The organism is Mesorhizobium sp. M1169 (assembly GCF_040318345.1).
In the GTDB taxonomy this organism is placed as follows: domain Bacteria; phylum Pseudomonadota; class Alphaproteobacteria; order Rhizobiales; family Rhizobiaceae; genus Mesorhizobium.
This window is the reverse complement of sequence record NZ_JAMYME010000004.1, coordinates 55,266-70,708: the sequence shown is the minus strand read 5'-3', so window position 1 is coordinate 70,708 and position 15,443 is coordinate 55,266. Positions and strand designations below refer to the sequence as shown.

Sequence of the window (15,443 nt, the reverse complement as noted above, 5' to 3'; positions counted from 1 at the left end):
TAGCGCAGCCTAATCCGGCATTACCGGCATCAGCTTCGGATCCGGCTTTTCGGCGTGATGCGGCAGGTCCTTGCTGGCGATGAAGGTGTAGAACATCGGCACCACGAACAGCGTGAACATGGTTCCGACCAGGATGCCGGTGAAGATCACCAGGCCCATCGAATAGCGTGCCGCGGCACCCGCGCCGCTGGAGATGATCAGCGGCACCACGCCGAGCGCCATCGCCGCCGTCGTCATCAGGATCGGCCGCAGCCGCACCCTGGCCGACGCGATGATCGCATCGCGCCGCCGCATGCCGTGCATTTCACGCTGCTGGTTGGCGAACTCGACCAGAAGGATGCCGTGCTTGGTGATCAGGCCGATCAGCGTGATCAAGCCGACCTGGGTGTAGATGTTGAGCGTGCCGAGCCCGACATTAAGCGGCACGATCGCGCCGAAGATCGACAGCGGCACCGCCATCATGATGATCAGCGGATCGCGGAAACTTTCGAATTGCGCCGCCAGCACCAGATAGATGACGAGCACCGCCGCCGCGAAGGCGATGATGATCGTGTAGCCCTGTTCCTTCTCCTGCCGCGATTGACCGGTATAGTCGATGAAGAAGGTGTCGGGCAGGCTTTGCTTGGCAATGTCCTCGATCGCCTGTAGCCCATCCCCGGTGGTGATGCCGGGCCGCGGCAAGGCAGAGATCGTCGCCGAGTTGAGCTGGTTGAACTGCTCGATGGCGGCCGGCGACGCGTTGGTCGAGATCTTCACCACCGCCGAGAGCGGCACCATCTCGCCCGATACGCTGCGCACGAAATACTCGCCCAGTTTTTCAGGGTTGTCGCGAAAGCTCTGCGGCACCTGCGGGATGATGTCGTAGCTGTTGGATTCGCGGTCGAATTGCGCCACTTCGGCGCCACCGACCAGGAGCGTCAGCGTCCGGCCGATGTCGGCTATCGGCAGGTTGAGCGCGGCGGCGCGGTCGCGGTCGATCGTCACCGTCACTTGCGGCGCGTCGAAGGTCATCGAATTCTGCACGACGATGAAGCGGCCGGAGGCCTGCGCCTTGTTCTTGATGTCTTCGGCCGCCTCGTACACCTGCGAGGCGTCGCCGGTCGAGCGCACGACCATCGTTATCGGCAGGCCGCCGCCGGAGCCGGGCAGCGTCGGCGGCGCGAAGACGAAAGCTTCGACGCCCGCCACCTTGCTCAGGCGGCCCGTAATGTCTTGCTGGATTTCCTTCGAGTTGCGCGTGCGGTCAGCCCAGTCCTTGAACGCAAAGCCGACGAAAGCGCTGTTCGTCTGGCCACCACCGAAGGCGACCGCCGAGAACTGTGCCCGCGTCTCAGGCAGATCCTTGACCAGGCCGAGTATCTGATTGACGTAGGTTTCGGTATAGTCCGACGTCGCGTACCGCGGCGCGGTCACCAGCGAAAGCAGGAAACCCTGGTCCTCTTCCGGCGCCAGTTCGCTCGCGGTCTTGGTGAACATGAAACCGGTCGTGGCGACCAGCGCGAGGACGATCATCAGCGTCACCGGGCGATAGTTCAACGAACCGGTGACGAGCCGCTCATAGATGTGTTCGACGCGCCCGAACGTATTGTCGACAATGCGCTGGAAGCGGCTGTGCGAGCCGGACCTCAGGATACGTGCCGACATCATCGGTGTGATGGTGAGGGCGACGACACCCGAAAGCACCACCGAGCCGGCAAGCGTCACCGCGAATTCGCGAAATAGTGCGCCTGTCAGGCCGCCGGTGAAGGCCAGCGGCGCGAACACGGCGGCCAATGTTATCGTCATGGCGACGACGGCGGACGAGATCTCGCGCATGCCGTTGAACGCCGCCTGCATCGGTGACAAGCCGTCTTCCTCCATGTGGCGGTGGATGTTTTCCACCACCACGATGGCATCGTCGACGACAAGTCCGATCGCCAGCACCATGGCCAGCAGCGACAAAAGATTGATCGAATAGCCCACCGAAAACAGCAGGAAACAGACACCGATCAGCGACAGCGGAATGGTCACGATCGGCATCAGCACCGAGCGGAACGAGCCGAGGAAGAGCAGGATAACAACGATGACGATGGCGACCGCCTCGCCGATGGTCTTGAACACCTCTTCGATCGACGCACTGATCTGCTCGGTTGAATCGTAGACGATCTCCATCGTCATGCCGAGCGGCAGCGTCTCCTGGATGGTCGGCACAATCTTGTGGATTGCCGCCGCGGTGGTCAGCGGATTGGCGGCCGGCGTCGGAAAGATAGCGAGAAAGATGCCGGGCTTGCCGTTGAAGCTGACCCTGGTGTCGGTGTTCGCCGCGGCGAGTTCGACGCGGGCCACGTCGCGCAATCTCACCACATTGCCGTCCTTCGACCGGAGTGGAAGGGCGGCGAAAGCCTCCGGGGTCTGCAGCGTAGAGCGAACGGTGATCGAAGAAACCACATATTCGTTTTCGGTGTCGCCGGGCGCGGAAAGGAAATTCGATTCGTTGATGGCGGCCAGCACTTCCGCCGCGGTCACGCCGCGCGCCGCCAGTTTGATCGGGTCGATCCAGACCCGCATCGAATATTCGGCTGCGCCGAAGATCTGCACGTCGGCGACGCCTTCGACCGTCGAGATACGCGGCCGCACGACGCGCTCGATATATTCGGTGAGCTGTTCCGGCGTCATGTTCGGGTTCTGCATCGAGATGTACATCATCGCGAACTGCTGGCCGGTGCCCTTGACGATCACCGGGTCTTTGGTTTCGTCCGGTAGATCGCCGCGAACGCTCTGAACCTTCGACAAGACTTCGTTCAGCGCGACGTCGGGGTCGGAGCCGAGCTTCATCTGCACTGTCACGGTGCTGGAGGACGGCCGGCTCGACGACGTGACATAATCGATGTTTTCGGTCGAAGCGACGGCACGCGCGATCGGCGCGGAAATGAACCCCTGGATCAGGTCGGCACTGGCGCCGGGATAGGCCGTGGTGATGGTGATGGCCGTTTCTTCAACCTCTGGATACTGCCGGATCGAAAGGTTGAAGATTCCCTGAAAACCCAGAAGCAGGATCATGCAGGCAAGCACGGTCGAAAGGACCGGGCGGCGGATGAAGAGGTCGGAAAAGCTCATTGCTGGGCTGCCTGCTGGTTCCCTGGCTTGCTCGGATCGATCGTGTTGTCGACGGCAACGGACATTCCGTTGGAGAGCCGGTTCTGGCCGGCGGTAACGACTTCGTCGCCGGGCGCGATGCCCTCCAGAATCTCGACCAGGCCGGCGTTGCGGCGGCCTGGCTTGACGAACACCTGGGCTAGCACGAGCTGCGGCTTCTGTTTTTCCGCTGCCGGCTTGGCTTCCTCTGCCGGTTTGGCTGGGGTAGCAGCCGGCTTTTCGTCGGGTTTTGCCGCGGGTGCTTCGGCTGCGGGCTTGGCAGCATCTGCAGCCGGCTTTTCTTCCGGCTTTGCCTCGGGCGCCGCGCCGTTGGCTTCGGCGGATTTGGCCGGCCGCACCACGAAGACGAAGTCGCCGTACAGGCTGGAAGTCAGCGCTGTCTGCGGCAGCGCCAGCACGTCGTTCTCCTCGGGCAGTTCGACGCGCACCTGGACGAACTGGCCGGGCGTCAGCTTGCCTTCGGGATTGCCGACCTCCGCCCTCACGGTCACCAGCCGGCTGGTCGGGTCGATCTTCGGATCGATGCCGCGGATGCTGCCGGTGAACGGCATGTCGCCGCCGCCGACGCCCAACCGCACCGTCTGTCCGATCTTCAGCTGCGGAAGCTGCTGCTCCGGCACGGTGAAATCGACACGCATCGTGTCCATGTCCTGCAAGGTCACCACGGCGGTGCCGGGTGTGAGATACTGGCCAAGGTCGATTTTCGGAATGCCGACGGTACCCTTGAAAGGGGCCGTCAACTGCTTTTGGTCGAGCACCGCTTGTAGCTTGTTTACCTGCGCGGCGGAGACCGATGCTGCTGCCTGCGCCGTGTCGAGCGTAGCGTCGGTGCCGACCCCGCGCTTCTGCAGCTCAAGAGCGCGCATCAGCGTGGTCTGGTCGGATGTGGCTTGCGCCTTCGACGCCACGAGGTCGGCTCGCTCGACTTCATCGTCGAGCTGCAGCAGCACGGCGTTGGCGGCGACCTTTTGATTGGCATGGAACAGGATGTCCTTGACGATGCCCGCGGTTTCGACGGTGAGGTCGACACCGCGTACGGCACTGACAGTGCCGATCGCCTCGATGCCGGGCGTCCATGACATCGGTTTGACGATGACCGTCGACACGGTCGCGGCCGGCGGCTTCATGGTGGCGAAGAACTGTTTGATCGCATTGTCGCGAAACAGGTTGAAGCCGACGATGCCGCCGCACACCAGCACGAGCAGAATGAAGGCGATGATGAAGCGCTTGATCACGAACAGTCCCTCGGCCACGGCCCAGCATAACGGTCGGATGACCGGAACACATACCTGTGCCTGGTCCCAATTTCAAATGACGGCGATCTTACTGTACCGTCTGGACGGTCTTGTCAATTCCGCCTAAGCTAATGAATGGGGAACGCTTGATGAAGGCCCGCAGAGCAAATTCGCGCGAGAAGATCCTCGCCGCCGCCGCCGCCGTGGCGCGCGAGACGGGTCCTGGCAGCCTGTCGCTGGATGCGGTCGCCAGCCGTGCCGGCGTGTCGAAGGGCGGTCTTCTCTACAATTTCCCGACCAAGGCGAAATTGATGCAGGCGCTGGTGGAGGATTACCTGCGCGCCTTCGAGCAGGCCCTGGAGTCCGCCCGCACGGCCGGCGTCAACGGCGAAAGCCCGCTTGCAACTTACATCAAGCTGTCGGCCGAGCATGCCGAGGAATCGAAACCGTCGGCATCCTGGATATTTTCGGCGATTGCCGAGGATCCCGATTTCCTGACGCCGATAAAATCGTTCAGGCGGCAGCTGTTCGAGCGGCTGAAGCAGGAGACGCCGAACCTCAAAGCGCTACTGGTCTGCTATCTCGCCATCGAAGGGCTTCGCAGCATGAACCTGTTCGATTCGGACATTCTCTCCGCCGAAGAGCGCCGGCTGCTGATATCGACCCTGCTGGACATCGCGGAATAGTCGAACCGCCAATCTGCGGTTCTGAGGCCGATTAATGGCGGCGTTCGTTCACCCGTGTCAAAACACGGGCTGGCACGTCGAAACCACGCCATCCCGCTTTCCGAAAATCGGTTCCGATTTTCGGGCCGATGCGCTAGAGCCTTTCGGGATTGAACCGAGCTGCCTTCAACCCGGAAAGGCTCCCACCGCTGCCCATGCCCCATCTTCCCGAGCATCTTCTCACCGGCTACCGCAGTTTCATGAGCGGCCGCTATCTCACCGAAAGCGGCCGTTATCGCTCGCTGGCGCGAGAGGGCCAGGCACCGGAAACGATGATCGTCGCCTGCTGCGATTCGCGGGCCGCGCCCGAAGCGATCTTCGATGCCGGGCCGGGCGAGCTGTTCGTGCTGCGCAATGTCGGCAATCTGGTGCCACCCTATGCGCCAGACGATCAGTTCCACTCGACATCGGCGGCGCTCGAATTTGCCGTGCAGAGCCTCAAGGTCAAGAACATCGTGGTGATGGGCCACGGCCGCTGCGGCGGCATCCGCGCGGCACTCGACACCACGGCCGCACCCTTGTCGCCGGGCGATTTCATCGGCAAGTGGATGAGCCTGATCGCGCCCGCGGCCGAGACCGTATCGTCCAGCACCTTCATGACCGCGACCGAGCGCCAGACGGCGCTGGAGCGCATCTCGATCCGGTATTCCATCGCCAATCTGCGTACCTTCCCTTGTGTTTCGATCCTCGAAGGCAAGGGGCGACTGTCGCTGCACGGTGCCTGGTTCGATATTTCGACCGGCGAGCTTTGGGTGATGAACAAGGAAACCGGCGATTTCGAGCGGCCGGAGACGGAGTAGGAGACGAGGCATGGTGCGAGCTCGGATCGCGTTCGCGGCGGCGGCACTGCTGTGCCCGATAACTGTCGCCCGCGCCGATGATAGCGCGATCATCGACCGCTGGTATTCGGCACTACTGATCGCCGACCGCACCGAATTGTCGGACCTGCTCGCCGACAACGTCCGCATCAAGCTCGACGACCTCGGCGTCGTGCAAAGCAAGCAGGAATTCATCGCCTCGATCGCCGAGTGGCAGGGCGCCGTCGCCGGGGCCGAAATCCGCCACCGGATCGAGAAGACGGAGGGCGGCGTCACCACTGTGATCGCCTGCTATGATTTTCCCAGCAACGACATGCTGATGCAGGAGACCTTTGCAGTCGCCAACGACCAGATCACCGCCAGTTCGCAAGCCGCGATCGCCGAAAACTGCGACGGCTACTGACGGAACCATGAACGGGACCCGCTGTTGCGCGCAACCGGCCGGCGCCTTACATCGGTGACGATCCGCTTCTCCCGCCACTCAGCGAAAGTTTGCCCATGCCGTCCACCGTCGACCTCGCCGCCCATCCGCTGACCGCATGGCAAGGGCCGCTCGGCCTGCCCGATTTCACGCGCATCGGCGACGGCGATTTTTCTCCGGTCTTCGACGCGGCCCTGAAGGCGCATGAGGCCGAGATCGAGGCGATTGCCGGCAACACCGGGACGCCGACCATCGACAATACACTTGCCGCGCTCGAACTCGCCGGCGAGGCTCTCGACCATGTCTCGTCGATCTTCTGGTGCCGCGCTGGCGCCCACACCAACGAGGCAATCCAGGCGCTGGAGCGCGACATTTCGCCGAAGATGTCGCGGCATTTCTCGGCGATCTCGATGAACGAGCGCCTCTTTGCCCGCATCGACGATCTCTATCAACGCCGCGAGACTCTGAAGCTCGATGCCGAAACGCTGCGCGTACTGGAAAAGACCTGGAAAAACTTCGTCCGCTCCGGCGCCAGGCTCGACGCCGAAGGCAAGAAGCGGCTCGCCTCGATCAACGAGGAATTGTCGTCGCTCGGCACCAATTTCGGCCAGAACGTGCTTGCCGACGAGCGCGACTGGGCGCTGTTCCTCGACGAGGCCGATCTTGCCGGCCTGCCGGAATTCCTGAAAAGCTCGATGGCGGAAGCCGCCGAGATGCGCGGCCAGAAGGGCCACTACGCCGTCACTTTGTCGCGTTCGATCTACGAGCCGTTCTCGACCTTCTCAGAACGCCGCGACCTGCGCGAGACAGCGTTCCGCGCCTTCATCATGCGAGGCCAGAATGGCGGCGCTACCGACAACACGGAAGTGGTGCGCGACATGCTGCGCCTGCGCGCCGAGAAGGCGAAGCTGCTCGGCTATCCTTCCTATGCCGCATTGAAGCTCGACGATACCATGGCCAAGACGCCGGAGGCGGTGCACGCGCTGCTCGATCCGGTCTGGGAAAAGGCGGTGGAAAAGGCCGCAAGCGACCAGGCCGAATTGCAGCGGCTGGCGGCCGAGGCCGGCAGCAACGAGAAATTCGCTGCCTGGGACTGGCGCTTCTATCAGGAGAAGCTGCGCGCAGAGAAATTCGCCTTCGACGAGGCCGAGCTGAAGCCGTATCTGCAGCTAGACCGCATCATCGACGCCTGTTTCGACGTGGCAACACGATTGTTCGGCATTTCTTTCGAAGAAAAGAAGGGCATTGCCACCTGGCATCCGGACGCCCGTGTTTTCGTGGTGAAGAATGCCGACGGCAGCGAGCGCGGCCTGTTCCTCGCCGATTATTTCGCGCGACCCTCGAAGCGCTCCGGCGCATGGATGAGCGCGCTGAAATCCGGCTACAAGCTTGGTCCTGGCTCCAAGCCGGTCATCTACAACATCATGAATTTCGCCAAGCCGCCGGCCGGCGAGGCAGCCTTGCTGTCGGTCGACGAGGCCAAGACCCTGTTCCACGAATTCGGTCACGCGCTGCACGGCATGCTGACCGACGTTACCTGGCCATCGGTCGCTGGCACCTCGGTCAGCCGCGATTTCGTCGAGCTGCCGTCGCAGCTCTATGAACACTGGCTGACGGTGCCGGCGGTGCTGGAAAAGCATGCGCTGCATATTAAGACCGGCAAGCCGATGCCAAAGGCGCTGGTCGACAAGATGCTGGCGGCACGCACCTTCGGCGCCGGCTTCGCCACCGTCGAGTTCACCGCCTCGGCGTTGGTCGACATGGCCTACCACGCCCGGCCGGATGCACCGGAACAGGCGCTTCGTTTCGAAGCCGAGACGCTCGAAAAGCTCGACATGCCTGACACCATTGCCATGCGTCACCGCACCCCGCATTTCGGCCATATCTTCGCCGGCGATGGCTATTCTGCCGGCTATTACTCCTACATGTGGTCGGAAGTGCTCGACGCCGACGCGTTCGCCGCCTTCGAGGAAACAGGCGATCCCTTCAATCCGGCGCTGGCCGAGCGGCTGCGCAAGAACATCTACGCCGCCGGCGGTTCAAAGGACCCGGAAGAACTCTACACCGCCTTCCGCGGCAAGATGCCTTCCCCGGAAGCGATGATGGCCAAGCGCGGGCTGGTGTGATGCATGCCCGCTCTTGTCACCGTTCTCTTTCCATCCTGATTGATCTCGGCTGTCATGGCGGCGGGTTGCGCACCGCCTGATCCGGTTTCCGCCGGTCCCGTTCGGCCTCGTTGGCTGCGGCCGCGTCGTTGAGGTGACCGCACTTAATGCGGTCTCCATCGTTCCGGCCGAAGGAGCCGCGTTCATGGCGGCGCTACGGGCTGTGCGGGGTTAGGCAACGACAGCTTGCCCGCTATGCTGATCGGCCGCTGCCGCATCCGGACCGCACCTTGCGACGACCGCTACGGAAACTCTCTGTCGCGAACTGGCAGCCCCGCCAACGGAAGGCGGGGCTGGTAAGTTGATTGTCCCGGCAAGCTTTTTTGCCAGGGCGATTGGCCTAGGCAGGCACAAAGCCAAAATAGGCTTTGTAGGAAGCCCCATCGCCGGAAATCAGGGGCGTTTCCACCTTGAACCCAATCCCGCTGAAGGTGGTATTGTTCGTGCGTGCCGCGAGCAACACCATCTGTTTTGCGGAGATGGTTACTGTCGCGCTCCCGATCCTGTCATCGCCCCAATCGAAGAGATCGCTGATGGCGCCGCCGATCGACGGCATCAAGGATCCCAGGGCCGGGCCGGCTATCGCGGCAATGATAGGTCCTGCCACCGGAATGAGGCCCAAAGCGAGCGTGCCCGCCGTATGGACGCCCATGACGATCTTCTGCACCTCGTCCTTGTATTTGTTGGGGTCGCCAAAATCGTTTTCCATCAGCACCGTGCCGATATTGATGCCGTAAGGCTTGCCTCGATAGATTTCCATAAGGTCGGGTCTTGTATCTCCGGCATCGACGTCGCCATAGACCTGGCTGCGCTTGGTGTCGGCGATCTGCGGCGTTGTCACGCTGACGATGACATAGGGTTCGTCCGCACTCGATCCCTGATCCCAGTCGGTCTCGCCGAAGCAATGGAGGCCGGTATAGTGGACGACGACATCTCGAAGGTCGATCGCGCCGGTGTCGGGCCACCAGTATATGCCGCCGTTTTCAAACAGATTGGCACGGCCACCATCGGCAAATTCGGTCTCGTCGGTCGTGGGATATCCCAGATATGACTGTTCCCAGCCCAGGCTCTCCCACTTCTTGCGGATGTCACCGTACACCACGTTGGCTCCTGTGTTCGGTGTCCAGTAGATCGAGCCGGCATTGGCAAAATGGTTGTAGCGCCCGACGCCGTCGGGAGTTCCGGTTTCGTCGGTGACCGGATAGCCGAGAACCGAGCGCTCCCAGCCCATTGCTGCCCATTTGCCGCGAATTGCCCCCCAAATCGCTTGAGCACCGGTATTCGGTGTCCAGTAGATCGAAGCGGTATTGTTGTTGAAGTGATTGTATCGGCCGACGCCGTCGGGAGTTCCGGTTTCGTCGGTGCAGGGAATGCCCCACGCGAGACCGCCAAGCGCAATCCACTTCCTGTAGATTTCGCCATGGATCTCAAAGGCGTCGTGCATGGCATCGTTGTAACAAATGCATGAGCCGTTCTTGAGATACCAGGCTTTTCCAGTGTCCTTCCTGTCGATCTCGGCGAAGCCGGCGCCTCCAAGGGAGTTGTACTTTTGCTGTATGACAGCTTCGGGCGAGAGGAGCGACCAAGGCCCGATCCTGAGCTGGTCGGAAAGTCTTGTGGCTCCAGCCCGGATGGTACCGGCACGCACTCTCGAAGTTGCTCTGGCAGTATACGGCATGACCTTTTCCTTCCTGTGAGTGTTGGTATCGGGGGCTTCAGGCCTCCGGCGATCGGTTTTGATCGACGAGCCGAGGTTCCCAGACCGCGACTTACGGACGGCTTACAGAGTTCCGAGCTGCGCCAGAGCAATTCCAGGAAAAGTGTGGAACGGTTTTCCGTCCGGAATTGCGCAAAAATAAAAATAAAGAGATAGAGCGGTTCGGCGTTTCGGTGAAACGATGACCGGTCTAGAGAAACGGGCGCACGAGCGAACGCAGCAAAGGCGAGGGCTCGTCATCGCCGGTCGAAGCGAGCGCGCGTTCATAGCGCCGGTAATCCTCGATGGCGCCGGCATGGTCGTTTCTGGAGAGGCTCTCCTGGATGAGCGTGCCATGGAGTTTGGCCGATTCCGGGTAGAAATCGAGCGCACGCCGGCACGCCTGGCGTGCCCGATCTGCGTTGCCTTGGCTCTGCCAGTGTTTGGCGACCCGCACGGCAAGCTCGACCAACCCGTCCCGCACCCGGTCGGCCGCGGCGTTCGACCAGGCGGGCGTCGGGCCATTCGAGAAAAGCGGGCCGACAAAGCCTTCCAGCAGTCTCTCCTGCTCCTCGATTGCGCTGTCTCTTTGGCCCGACAGAACGGGTTTCAGCCGGTCTTCCCAATCCTGCAGATCGATCCAGACCTTGTCGGCAGCGAGCCGCAAACGGCCCTCTCTCAGCGTTACGAGCTCGCCTTGCCCGAGCAATTTGCGCAGACGATGCAGCGCCTGCTCCAAGGCCGCTTTGGCCTGGTCGCCGTCGAGGTCGGGCCAGAGCCAATCCTGCAGGGTTTCCACCGAACAGACCTGATCCCTCGACAGGCAGATAATGCGCAATATGTCGAGAGCGCGGGTAGGTTTGGCACCGGGCGCGACCTCGGCACCATCGATCTCGAGGCGGAAGCCTCCCATCAAGTGGATCCTGAGCGGCCAAGGCCACTGGACGGGTCGGCCAGCGGGCGGGACCAGATATCGCGCCCGAACGACGCGGCGGCAGAGATCGACGTCGATCTTTCGCTCCAGCGCATCGGCGACCAGATCGGCCAATAGGTCCGGCAGGTTGAGCAGGATTGCGGAGGGGTTGACCTGGCGCAACACCTCCATGAATTCAGCCAGACGAGTGCCATAGGACGCGCCGCCTTTCCACTTCTGCTCCAGGGCCCGAGCGGCCAGAATGTTGAGTTCGACCCGCTGGCGAGGGCCGCCGCTCAGCCTTTCGACGATCTCCTGGAGTAGCGCAATGGCCTCCGCTGGACGCCGATCGGCCAGCAGGACCTGGTATTTGGTGACGTAATGCGGCCAGCGTTCGATCATCGGCTCATTCGCCCGCTCGATCGCATCCATGAAGGCATCGCAGTCGAGATAAGCCTTGACGAAGTCGCCGTTGCGCGTGTGCATCGCCGCGTGGCAGTCGGCGACTACAGCGACCTGGGTTGTGAACCTGCTGTCCGCGATCTCGCCCAGCCGGGAGACGAGCGCATTGAATTCCGAGAACCTGTTGTGAAGCTTCATCAGCAATTGAAGCTGATAGAGCGCGCTGAACTCGACGCCCCGTAAGGCGTGCTGCTCGCCTATCGCCGTTGCGCGTCGCAACGCATCCTCGGCCGAGGCATAGACAAAACCGCGCCGCGAATAGGGGAAGTAACGGCCGCTGGCCGAGCCAAAGGACACCAGCCACATGCCGAGCACCAGCGGCGGGATATCCGGATGTTCGAGATCGGCGGCAACGCTGTCCACGGCATTGGCAAAAATGTCGCGCTGCCCCGACGAGGTCGCGTAGTCGATGAGCGCTTCGCTTGCCAGCAGGCGCAACTCGACCGAATCCTCGATCGGCAGATGTGTCAGGCGCTGCTGGATATCATTCACGAGGCGCTTCGCGTCATGGGCGTCGAATTCGCCAGGTTCGGCGAAATCGACGGCCCGCAGGATGCCGAGCCTGACCATCATGAGTTCCTCCGGATCCAACTCCGGCAATCCCCTGGCAAGAAGCTGTGAGGCTCGGCGCGTCCAATCCGCCAGCCCCTCATGCGTACGCCAACTGGCGGTCTTGACTACGACCGCTCGCGCGACCGTCAGGCATTGGCCGCGCATGTCGGTGTTCTCGAATGCTTGCCATGCCTTGGAGAAGTGCGGTTCGGCCTTCGCATCGTCCGATGCGAAGGCGACGCCCAGCCAATAATGGACCCACCCGTCCATCTGCTCGGGGGGCAGCCTGTTGCACCATTCGACGAAGCTGGCCCTGCGCCCTTGCGTGAGAACGCCGTTAGCGCACTCCAGAATGAGCTGGCGTGCCAGCGGCCAGGCGCCCGCCTGCAACGCCAGCACGATTGCCGCGTCGGTTTTGTCTGCCTCGTGCAGGACCTTTGCTGCCTGCTCGCGCAGCCTGGAACGGTCCGCTTCCGTCACGCGCCGGTCCAGTAGGCCGGCAAGGTATTCGCGCAACAAGTCATGCAGCTGGAAGGCGGCGCCGCCCGGACCGTCGCGCGTGATCAGCAGCTGGCGATGCTGCAGCCGCACCAGCAGGCGAGCAGCCTGCGGCGAGCCCAGAAACGCATCGGCAAGCTCCGTGCTGATCTCCGGCAGAACGTTGAGCCTGATAAGCAGATCCTGGTCCTCCGGCGCGATGTCGCGCAGGAAATAACGTCCGACAATCTCCCGAAGGCCGGCGCCCCCGGCAAGGCCGGTCTGCGAAAGCGGGTAGTACATTCCGGCGTTGGCCAGCAGGAGAAGGCCCACCGCCCAGCCGCGCGCCTCCGAAATGTCGCCGACCTCGGACGGCGATTGCGAGCGGGCGGTGACGAGGTTGCGAGCCTCCCCAGGCGAAAACTCCAGCAGCGTTTGGTTGAGCACCGGCAACTGTCCCGACAGCACGAGGTCGGCGACGTCGCCCTCAGGCAGCATCCGCGATGTGCAGATGCAGCGGACAGTGTTGGGGCGTTCGCGCAACAGGATCGCCAGCGTCCGGCGAAAGCCTGGCGCATCGGCACGATGCAGATCGTCGAGGACCAGGATCGTGCCCGGATCAAGCCGCGAGAAATAGGTGCGGAAGAACAGCCGCGCGAAATCGTCGGAATTGTCGGCATATTCCGGACCAAAGACCGGCATGCCGGCATGCCTGCCGTCGAGCGACAGCGTCAGATAGTGGAAAAGGCGCGCAACGTCCTGGTCCTCGGTGTCGACCCGATACCAGTTGTACGCCGATTCGCCTTGCTTCAGGCCGCCTTGTTCCAGCCCGCCGTGTTCCAGAAAGTCGATCACCGCGGTCGTCTTGCCGTATCCACCAGGCGCCGCCAGCCAGCATGCACCGCTGTCGAGGGCCTGCGAAAGCAGCGCCACTACGCGCGGACGGCTGACAATTCCCACTGGCCGGGGTGCCGAGAGCTTTGCTATCTCGCGCGGCGCGTCCCGGAAGTATTTATCCATTGTGAGGACTCTCGCAGCGCAGTCGCCTCGCCAAAACAGGTAATCGGTTCGCCCGCAACAACAAATCGCCGGCCGGCGTTGTGCTCGCCTGACGTGCCGTTCTCGCCGGCAAGGTCGCGGTTATCCCTTGTGCGACATGATATGCGAAACCCCGACACTTACGTCGGCGGTGTGTCTTGCCATCACTGCGTTCATTCGCATTGCAATCGTCGCATAGCCGTTTCGTTCGTGGTCGGTAACTTCCGAGGGCTTGAAGAGCCAAGGAAGGGGTGCAACCTGCGCGTCGGCGAAATTGGCCGGCAGGTTCGATGGCAAGGCCTTTTTCCCTAAAGGCAGCTCTAGCCCAAGGTCGCTAAATTCCTCCTCGAGACTGGCGTGCAGGTGAGAAAGCACCACATAGATCGCCAGCTTTGATCTAGTCCTTTCTGTGTTGTTTTGATTGTACTCTTGAAGAACCTCATCGAACGATGGCGATACGTCGCTTTCCGCAGCGGTAGCTCGTGTTGCAACAGCACCGGCCAGGGTAGTCGCTGCCATTCCTGTAAGACCTACAAAATCACGCCTTGTCGTGCTGGTCATGGTGAATTCCCCTCGGTTTTGAAGACGGACCAAGTCTGGCAAGGACGAGGCGCAGTGGCAATAGGCCGCATACGCTACTGGTGTAGAGGGTCTTTACGTCGCCGATGTGAATCCACCCGGCAACGATAAGTGCCAAGCCGGCAGAGGCCTGCAATGCGTTCGCGAGCTTCGTCTGAGAGACGCCGCGAATCCAAGGAGGATTTCCTTGGAATTCATCCAGGCAAAGGGTCCGAAAAAATCCGCTGGTGGAGCTGAGGAGGATCGAACTCCTGACCTCGTCATTGCGAACGACGCGCTCTCCCAGCTGAGCTACAGCCCCGTCCAGCGGATGGGGCTTTTATCGGCCGCTGCGGTTTCCTGTCAAGGCTGCGCTTGCTGCCGAAATGCCGCTCGGCCGTTCGTGCGCCCTCGCCCATGCGGCAGAAGGCGGCTCTTGCCGCTTTCACCTACAGTGGCTACATGTCGGCAACAATCGGAGACCGGCATGATCGCCCTCATTCAGACCATTGTCATGGCGCTTGACCTTTACTGGTGGATCATCATCGCCTCGGCGATATTTTCCTGGCTCTACGCCTTCAACGTCGTCAACTCCCGCAACCAGTTCGTCGACACCATCAGCAACATGCTCTATCGGCTGACCGAGCCGGCGCTGCGGCCGATCCGCCGCTTCATGCCCGACCTCGGCGGCATCGACATCTCGCCGATCATCCTGCTGCTGATCCTGTTCTTCATCCGGCAGTTCCTGCTCACCACCGTGCTTTCGCTGGTCGTCTGAGCCCAGGGCGTCGATGAGTGCGCCGTTCCGCACGCGCGCCGACGGCATCGACCTGTTTGTCCGGCTGACGCCGAAATCAGCGATGGACAGGCTGGAAGGCATCGAAACATCGGCGGATGGACGAAGCCATCTGAAGGCTCGCGTCCGCGCCGTGCCGGAAAACGGAGCCGCCAATCGAGCGCTGGAAAGGCTGGTAGCCAAGGCGCTTGGCGTGCCGGCATCGGGCGTCTCGATCGCTGCCGGCGGCACAGCTCGGCTGAAGACGCTGCGCGTGCTTGGCGATCCCGCGGCGCTGGCGAAACGCATCGATACGCTGGGCACACCTGCGCCATGATCTCGGCTGGCTCACTTACCCGCAAAAAAAGGCCGGGCTGCAAAGCCCGGCCAGATGTGAAGGTCGAAAACCTTCAGAGGGGAACGCGCCGGACGAATGGGAGGAAACATCCGACGCGCATTGCATATGGGTTGGC

At 62.2% G+C, this 15,443-nt stretch carries 11 protein-coding genes and 1 tRNA gene; 6 read left to right on the top strand and 6 right to left on the bottom strand.

The window, feature by feature from the left end; all coding sequences use genetic code 11:
• Nucleotides 1-9: 9 nt before the first annotated feature.
• Both NKH41_RS05515 and NKH41_RS05510 read right to left on the bottom strand, forming a co-directional pair.
• Entirely contained in the window at nt 10-3,096 is a 3,087-nt protein-coding gene (locus tag NKH41_RS05515) for an efflux RND transporter permease subunit (RefSeq protein ID WP_352767473.1), read from the bottom strand.
• Nucleotides 3,093-4,370 carry an efflux RND transporter periplasmic adaptor subunit gene (locus NKH41_RS05510; RefSeq protein ID WP_502895634.1) on the bottom strand — a complete coding sequence of 426 codons (1,278 nt, stop codon included), beginning with the start codon at nt 4,368-4,370 and terminating at the stop codon, nt 3,093-3,095. The genes NKH41_RS05515 and NKH41_RS05510 overlap by 4 nt, the downstream gene beginning before the upstream one ends.
• Nucleotides 4,371-4,519: 149 nt before the next feature.
• Here NKH41_RS05510 and NKH41_RS05505 point away from each other — a divergent pair, with 149 nt between their 5' ends.
• The 4 genes from NKH41_RS05505 to NKH41_RS05490 all read left to right on the top strand — a co-directional run bounded on the left by NKH41_RS05505 (nt 4,520) and on the right by NKH41_RS05490 (nt 8,460).
• Nucleotides 4,520-5,056, top strand: coding sequence for a TetR/AcrR family transcriptional regulator (locus NKH41_RS05505; RefSeq protein ID WP_352683701.1), 537 nt, complete (start codon nt 4,520-4,522; stop codon nt 5,054-5,056).
• 194 nt (nt 5,057-5,250) lie between these two features.
• The gene (locus tag NKH41_RS05500) at nt 5,251-5,895 is read left to right on the top strand and encodes a carbonic anhydrase (protein ID WP_352451260.1); all 645 of its coding nucleotides are present in this window, start codon (nt 5,251-5,253) and stop codon (nt 5,893-5,895) included.
• Nucleotides 5,896-5,905: 10 nt separating this feature from the next.
• On the top strand, nt 5,906-6,316 hold the full coding sequence (locus NKH41_RS05495; protein WP_352470724.1) for a nuclear transport factor 2 family protein: 411 nt from the start codon (nt 5,906-5,908) through the stop codon (nt 6,314-6,316).
• A gap of 89 nt (nt 6,317-6,405) precedes the next feature.
• Nucleotides 6,406-8,460: a M3 family metallopeptidase gene (locus NKH41_RS05490; RefSeq protein ID WP_352767472.1), complete on the top strand. Its 2,055-nt coding sequence runs from the start codon at nt 6,406-6,408 to the stop codon at nt 8,458-8,460.
• 379 nt (nt 8,461-8,839) lie between these two features.
• Here NKH41_RS05490 and NKH41_RS05485 read toward each other — a convergent pair whose 3' ends face one another.
• The 4 genes from NKH41_RS05485 to NKH41_RS05470 all read right to left on the bottom strand — a co-directional run bounded on the left by NKH41_RS05485 (nt 8,840) and on the right by NKH41_RS05470 (nt 14,517).
• Nucleotides 8,840-10,177: an LGFP repeat-containing protein gene (locus tag NKH41_RS05485; protein WP_352540887.1), complete on the bottom strand. Its 1,338-nt coding sequence runs from the start codon at nt 10,175-10,177 to the stop codon at nt 8,840-8,842.
• Nucleotides 10,178-10,406: 229 nt separating this feature from the next.
• Nucleotides 10,407-13,619 carry an AfsR/SARP family transcriptional regulator gene (locus tag NKH41_RS05480; protein ID WP_352767470.1) on the bottom strand — a complete coding sequence of 1,071 codons (3,213 nt, stop codon included), beginning with the start codon at nt 13,617-13,619 and terminating at the stop codon, nt 10,407-10,409.
• 120 nt (nt 13,620-13,739) lie between these two features.
• Entirely contained in the window at nt 13,740-14,198 is a 459-nt protein-coding gene (locus tag NKH41_RS05475) for a hypothetical protein (RefSeq protein WP_352767469.1), read from the bottom strand.
• 243 nt (nt 14,199-14,441) lie between these two features.
• A tRNA-Ala gene (locus NKH41_RS05470) sits at nt 14,442-14,517 on the bottom strand.
• A gap of 165 nt (nt 14,518-14,682) precedes the next feature.
• Between NKH41_RS05470 and NKH41_RS05465 the strand changes: the two genes are divergently transcribed.
• Nucleotides 14,683-14,973, top strand: coding sequence for a YggT family protein (locus tag NKH41_RS05465; protein ID WP_023678162.1), 291 nt, complete (start codon nt 14,683-14,685; stop codon nt 14,971-14,973).
• Nucleotides 14,974-14,986: 13 nt separating this feature from the next.
• Nucleotides 14,987-15,307, top strand: coding sequence for a DUF167 family protein (locus tag NKH41_RS05460; RefSeq protein ID WP_352470731.1), 321 nt, complete (start codon nt 14,987-14,989; stop codon nt 15,305-15,307).
• Nucleotides 15,308-15,443: the final 136 nt, after the last annotated feature.

What these genes read in the sequence shown, in the direction of transcription:
- NKH41_RS05515 (WP_352767473.1), bottom strand. Translation starts at nt 3,096, where the DNA reads ATGAGCTTTTCCGACCTCTTCATCCGCCGCCCGGTCCTTTCGACCGTG.
- NKH41_RS05505 (WP_352683701.1), top strand. Translation starts at nt 4,520, where the DNA reads ATGAAGGCCCGCAGAGCAAATTCGCGCGAGAAGATCCTCGCCGCCGCC.
- NKH41_RS05500 (WP_352451260.1), top strand. Translation starts at nt 5,251, where the DNA reads ATGCCCCATCTTCCCGAGCATCTTCTCACCGGCTACCGCAGTTTCATG.
- NKH41_RS05495 (WP_352470724.1), top strand. Translation starts at nt 5,906, where the DNA reads ATGGTGCGAGCTCGGATCGCGTTCGCGGCGGCGGCACTGCTGTGCCCG.
- NKH41_RS05485 (WP_352540887.1), bottom strand. Translation starts at nt 10,177, where the DNA reads ATGCCGTATACTGCCAGAGCAACTTCGAGAGTGCGTGCCGGTACCATC.
- NKH41_RS05480 (WP_352767470.1), bottom strand. Translation starts at nt 13,619, where the DNA reads ATGGATAAATACTTCCGGGACGCGCCGCGCGAGATAGCAAAGCTCTCG.
- NKH41_RS05475 (WP_352767469.1), bottom strand. Translation starts at nt 14,198, where the DNA reads ATGACCAGCACGACAAGGCGTGATTTTGTAGGTCTTACAGGAATGGCA.
- NKH41_RS05465 (WP_023678162.1), top strand. Translation starts at nt 14,683, where the DNA reads ATGATCGCCCTCATTCAGACCATTGTCATGGCGCTTGACCTTTACTGG.
- NKH41_RS05460 (WP_352470731.1), top strand. Translation starts at nt 14,987, where the DNA reads ATGAGTGCGCCGTTCCGCACGCGCGCCGACGGCATCGACCTGTTTGTC.